Source organism: Bacillus sp. LL01, assembly GCF_001037965.1.
Genome location: NZ_LFEL01000280.1, coordinates 1 through 3,069, shown reverse-complemented (window position 1 = coordinate 3,069; position 3,069 = coordinate 1). Strand labels below are relative to the sequence as shown.

General features: G+C 38.2%; 5 protein-coding genes. 4 read left to right on the top strand and 1 reads right to left on the bottom strand.

The genetic code is table 11. The features are described 5' to 3' along the window. Both AB685_RS29430 and AB685_RS29425 read left to right on the top strand, forming a co-directional pair. The coding region (locus AB685_RS29430) for an HD domain-containing protein (RefSeq protein ID WP_047974162.1) at positions 1-895 on the top strand (895 nt) is incomplete at its 5' end. Positions 896-908: 13 nt separating this feature from the next. Further along, on the top strand, positions 909-1,412 hold the full coding sequence (locus tag AB685_RS29425; protein ID WP_047974161.1) for a hypothetical protein: 504 nt from the start codon (positions 909-911) through the stop codon (positions 1,410-1,412). 58 nt (positions 1,413-1,470) lie between these two features. On the opposite strand, the gene AB685_RS29420 is transcribed toward AB685_RS29425, so the two are convergent. Then, positions 1,471-1,656, bottom strand: coding sequence for a 2-hydroxymuconate tautomerase (locus AB685_RS29420; RefSeq protein ID WP_047974160.1), 186 nt, complete (start codon positions 1,654-1,656; stop codon positions 1,471-1,473). A gap of 143 nt (positions 1,657-1,799) precedes the next feature. Here AB685_RS29420 and AB685_RS29415 point away from each other — a divergent pair, with 143 nt between their 5' ends. Then, positions 1,800-2,330 carry a YwhD family protein gene (locus AB685_RS29415; RefSeq protein WP_047974159.1) on the top strand — a complete coding sequence of 177 codons (531 nt, stop codon included), beginning with the start codon at positions 1,800-1,802 and terminating at the stop codon, positions 2,328-2,330. 238 nt (positions 2,331-2,568) lie between these two features. After that, positions 2,569-3,069, top strand: a 501-nt coding sequence (locus AB685_RS29410) for a GNAT family N-acetyltransferase (RefSeq protein ID WP_047974158.1), incomplete at its 3' end; no start/stop codon positions are given.

Genomic DNA, 3,069 nt, shown 5'->3' with positions numbered 1-3,069 from the left:
CCAGGTTCTATCTAATGTGAGTGAAGATTTCCCTCAAGCGGTAGCTGATGTGATCGAAAAAACCTATTCCAACAAGCTGATTTCCAGTATTATTTCAAGTCAAATTGATGCTGACCGCATGGATTACTTGCAACGTGACGCTTACTACACAGGTGTTAGTTATGGTCATTTTGATATGGAGAGAATTCTTCGTGTGATGCGACCGATGGAAGATCAAGTCGTCATTAAGCAAAGCGGAATGCACGCGGTAGAAGACTATATTATGAGTCGTTATCAGATGTATTGGCAAGTGTATTTCCATCCTGTAACCCGCAGTGCTGAGGTGATTTTAAGCAAGATCTTTAAGCGCGCGAAAGAACTGCATTTAGCAGGTTATGAATTTAAACAAAAGCCTAATCATTTTTATTCTTTCTTTTATGGAAAAGGGAGCTTGGACGATTATTTACGATTAGATGAGGCGATAACCCTTTATTATTTTCAAATTTGGCAAGAAGAAGAGGATCGCATTTTGAGTGATCTTTGTGTAAGATTTCTAAATAGACGTCTGTTCAAATATGTCGAATTTAATCCAAATCAACGAATGAACGATTGGCCAGAGTTACAGGAACTATTTAAGAAAGCAGATCTAAATCCAGATTATTATTTAGTGATCGACTCCTCATCAGATCTTCCCTATGATTTTTATCGACCAGGTGAAGAAGAAGAGAGACTGCCTATTCATCTAGTTCTACCGAATGGAAAGATTCGTGAGCTATCTCGTGAATCGGATGTCGTTGAAGCCATTTCTGGGAAAAAACGAACAGATCATAAGTTATACTTTCCGCTCGACTGCTTAGAGGACGTGCGTGAACATAAAGAGGTTAAACAGCGGATACTTGAGATTTTACAGAAATAAGGGGGCGTGACGGTTGCTACAAGACCACGCGAAAGTAATGGCGGTCTTTTTGCAAGCTGGTGAGGTTGTTGGACGGAAAAAGCTGCAAAAGATTATCTATATTGCCAAAAAGATGAATATCACATTCACAGAACGCTACAAATTCCACATGTTCGGTCCTTACTCAGAGGAATTATCATTAAGAATGGAAGAGCTGTGTAACCTTGGCTTTATAGCTGAAACAAAAGAAGATAAAGGCAATTATTATCAATATCGATATGCGCTATCTGCTGAAGGGCAAAAGTTTTTAGATATGTATCAATTTGACTTGCCAAATGTGAAGCCGATGTTTGAAAGTTTAAATGAGCAAAGCGCACGCTTTTTGGAGCTTGTTTCTACTTTGTTGTATTTTGAAGAATTAACGCGTGAAGAGGTTAAAGAAAAAGTACAAACGTTAAAGCGTAAGCAAAATTATACAGAGGAAGACTTTGAACAAGCTTATATGTTCATTGAATCTTTAAAGAAGACAGTTCAATAAGGAAAAGCCAAGCAACAGTAACAGGTTGTTTGGCTTTTTTGAATTTGAAGCTTTTGTTTTACTGATCAGCAGGACGCTTACCAGCTACTGCAAAGTTTGTTGGCTTCATTTCATCAATGACGACTGAAATGCGTTCAGCAGGTGCTCCTGTGGTCTCAGAAACAGCATCTGTTACTCTTTCAACAAGTGCTCTTTTTTGATCATCTGTACGGCCTTCTAGTAATTGAACTGTTACGATTGGCATGAGAATCGCTCCTTTGTTATAAGACTATCTTTATTTTAGCAAATATTTTCAGAACAAACGAGGATCATGTATACTATAGGGAGAATGAAGAGCGTAAGGATTAAAAAGATAGATCGCATGAAATGAAGAAAGGATGAAAAATAATGGATTTGTTAAATAATGATAACCTAAAAAAGAAAACGGGTGGATTTAATATTTTAAGTGGAGACTCTACTTCTGGTCACGGTGGCTACGGGGCAGGGGTTATGAATCTTGATAATGTTTCTCCGGTTTTTGTTGATCCGGCCGAGGGTGAAGCGTTTGTAGATATGGGGGCCCTCCATGCGAGGTCTGCGGTGGAAAAGCGAATTAAATTTTTACCGAACAAAGAGGACGTACCTAACGGAAAACTCTATTGGCTTGTATGGGTAGCCATTCAATATAAAGAAAGTAAACCATATTATGCTGGGGTAGCTGGCTGTGAAATGACGGTGGATACTGAAATTCGTCGTGGGTACAAGAGTTTACCTGAGCATGTGAATAAAATGGATAAGTCGTTAAAAGGCAAGATCTTAGTTGATGATATGGATTCTATATCCAAAAAAATTCTGGCTGATTTTCTAAAAAAGCATAATGAAGCAATGTGGAATCATTCTGATAAAGAACTGCATGAAGCACTTTTGGGTGCTGAATAAAGCAAGATACTGATTTGTAAATACTAAATATTGGTCAAGTTTGAACGATTTTTGAACACTGAACTGCATACTTGAGCTTTTCTTCAAGAGAGAGTAAACTTGAGGTAGTATAAAGACACATTTATACTAGGACACGAAAAAGCACGGGGGCGACTGCCTTCGTGCTTTTTCATTGTTCTGAAGGATTTCTTCATTTGGCAGCGAATGATTTAGGGAATGTGAATGGAGGAATACAAGCATGCTACTAACAAAACAATTACAAGATATAAAAACGTTGCAGCAAGATGTTGAAGGTTATGACCATATCAACTTAAAACTTAATTGGGAAATGCTCGAGACAAGACCACATAATGAAACAAACGATTATTTTTATTATGAAGATCAGGAGCTTGTGGCTTTTTTAGGCATCTATCGCTTCGGTAATAAAGCTGAAATATGCGGGATGGTTAGACCAAGCAAACGCCGAAATGGATATGCAGGAAAGCTTTTAAATGAAGCTTTAACTCAATTAAAGTCGTCTGGTATTCAAACTGTTTTATTGAACATCCCATCAAATTCTACTACTGGCCATCGTTTTGCAAAGAGCCAGCCTGTTATCTACTCATTTTCTGAGCATCAGATGAAATGGAACGCTCATAAAAGAAGTGAGACTGGAAGAGACGATGTGGTGCTCAAGGAGGCGCAGGCTGAAGATTTGGAGTACTATGGGATTTTCTCTACATCGGTTTCTAATGACGAT